The organism is Actinoplanes sp. NPDC023936, from assembly GCF_040639325.1.
GTDB lineage: Bacteria > Actinomycetota > Actinomycetes > Mycobacteriales > Micromonosporaceae > Actinoplanes.
The window spans coordinates 1-2,537 of the sequence record NZ_JBEZZR010000091.1 but is presented as its reverse complement, the minus strand read 5'-3'; the positions used below and the strand labels follow the sequence as shown (position 1 = coordinate 2,537).

Annotated in this window: 1 protein-coding gene; it reads left to right on the top strand. The window is 63.6% G+C overall.

Annotated elements, in window-relative coordinates; translation table 11 throughout:
• Nucleotides 1-682: 682 nt before the first annotated feature.
• A complete protein-coding gene (gene ltrA / locus AB0F72_RS42095; protein ID WP_360444938.1) occupies nucleotides 683-2,437 on the top strand; it encodes a group II intron reverse transcriptase/maturase in 1,755 nt (584 codons plus the stop codon).
• The last annotated feature ends 100 nt before the right edge of the window (nucleotides 2,438-2,537 follow it).

Here is a 2,537-nt window from a genome sequence, read left to right as displayed (position 1 = left end):
GAGGTGCGACACGAGGTCGCACGAAGTGAGTGAGTACGTCGATTGGAGGTCGGGTTTGATGCCCGAGACGTAGCTCCCGGTCAGTGTCTTCAGACCGGTCCCCGCCCTGACGTGCGTGGCGAGTAATCGCCGGGTGCGAAGCTCAGGGAAAAGCCCAAGGGCACCCATTCCGACTGGGTGTTACAGGTGAGGGGAAGGCCGAAAGGGTGAATATGGTGAACCCTCGTTGATGCCTCGTCACGGCAACTTCCCGGGTCGGTTATGCAATGCCGGGGAGACAAAGAGGCTGGCCGCTGGAAGTCGGCAGACGACGACCGAGGACTCTTCGACGGTCGTGTAGACACCGTCGCCTCCGGGGTTAAGAGGGCACCCGACCCGGCCGTATCTCACGCGTGTGGAACGTGGAAACCTCGTTACGGTCCGCAGCATTGTTGCGGTAGGCCGACCGTGAGGAAAGCTTAACTCCGTGGCGGGAAAAGGACGCCCAAGAAGCGAATGCCGGTGACCGAAAGGTGACAGGAAAGCGACGGCATCAACGACCGGTACTCTGACCGGCCGTCGTCGTATAACTGGCCGGATACCGGGCCTGGTGCCCGGCTGCGAAAGCAGGCTGACGTGTGGCGGGTGAGCCTTTGACGATCAAGCAGCGGAACCACCCGAACCGAAGGACAAGTTAGACGCGATGACGGCTTTTGCTTTCGATGTTGCGATGGCGGCCCTCGGAGTGAACGGACCTGAGGACGCCTCCCCGACCTGGGACAACGTCGCCTGGCGACGCCACGAGGAGAACGTACGGCGGCTACGAGGCAGGATCTTCAAGGCGACGAAGGACGGTGACTGGCCCCAGGTCAGGAACTTGCAGAAACTGATGCTGCGCAGCTGGTCTAACACGCTGGTCAGCGTGCGCCAGGTCGCGCAGCGCAACGCTGGACGCGCGACGGCGGGCATCGACGGGAAGGTCGCGTTGACCTCCCCGGCACGCATGGACTTGGCGGAACAGACTCATCGCACCGCACAATCGTTCATGCCGCTCGCCGTCAAGCGGGTATACATTCCGAAAGCCAATGGGAAACAGCGACCGCTCGGCATTCCCGTCATCTCCGACCGTGCCCACCAGGCACGGCACCGGAACGCACTGGAGCCCGAGTGGGAGGCCCGGTTCGAGCCCAAGAGTTACGGGTTCCGCCCGGGACGCAGCTGCCAGGACGCGATCCAAGTCATTCATGTCACGGCGTGCGGCGCGACCGCACAACGACTGTGGGTGCTGGACGCGGACCTCACCGCAGCATTCGACAGAATCGACCACGAGCAGCTACTCGCCACCATCGGGGACTTTCCCGGCCGGACTCAAATCCGGGGCTGGTTGAAAGCGGGCGTGTTCGAGAAAGGCAAGGGCTTCGCCCCCACCGATGCGGGAACTCCGCAAGGCGGGGTCATCAGTCCCTTGCTGTTGAATATTGCATTGCATGGGCTGGAAGAAGCGGCAGGAGTCCGACACGAACGCAGCGATCCGCAGCGGACAAAACGTGGCTCGCCTTCGCTGATCAGATACGCCGATGACATGGTCGCCCTCTGCTACTCCAAGCAGCAGGCCGAAGACGTCAAAACGCGGCTCGCCGCCTGGCTGGCACCGAGGGGCCTGGCCTTCAACGAGGACAAGACGAGAATCGTCCACCTCGATGACGGGTTCGACTTCCTCGGATTCACCGCCCGCCGACGCAACGGCAAGCTCCTGATGAAACCCAGCAAGGCCGCCGTCAAACGAGTCAGGCAACGCCTGTCCGCCGAGTTCCGGGCCCTACGTGGCACGAACCCGGCGACCGTCCTTGCGAAGATCAACCCGATCGTCCGAGGCTGGGCGAACTACTACCGAGGGGCAGCGTCGTCCATCGTGTTCGCAGCGCTGGACGTGCACCTCTGGCGGCTCGCCTATAAATGGGCCTGCCACAGCCATCCCCACAAGCCGAGACCCTGGATCGTCAACAGGTACTTCGGCCGGTACAACCCAGACAGGCAGGACCGCTGGGTGTTCGGCGACCGCAACAGCGGCGCCTACCTACCCAAGTTCGCCTGGACGAAAATCGTCCGGCATAGCCTGGTCCGCGGGGACGCGTCTCCGGACGACCCCGCCCAGGCCGGCTACTGGACCGAACGGCGCAGCAAGAACAAACCGCTGCTCGACCGCAGAACCCTGCACCTGCTCCGCAGACAGCACGGAACCTGCCCGATCTGCCGGGAACTGCTCTTGCACGCCGACCGCGAGCCACAAAGCCCACGCGAGTGGGAACAATGGCACCGCACCACCCGCAAGGCGATAACCAGGCAAATCATCGCCATCCACGGGAACGGCCTGCCGGACGAGACCCGACTCGTTCACACCTTCTGCCTCCGCCGAACTACAAACGGACAGCAGGAACCAGCACCTCTGCACTCCTGAAATCGCCCCAGTGGCTTGCTTGAGCCGTGTGCCGCGACGAGTTGCACGCACGGTTCTGAGGGGGCCCCGGCGCAGCAATGCGTCGGGGCTACCCGACTGC

Excerpts from the sequence above, each read along its gene's own strand:
- ltrA (WP_360444938.1), top strand. The coding sequence starts at position 683 with ATGACGGCTTTTGCTTTCGATGTTGCGATGGCGGCCCTCGGAGTGAAC.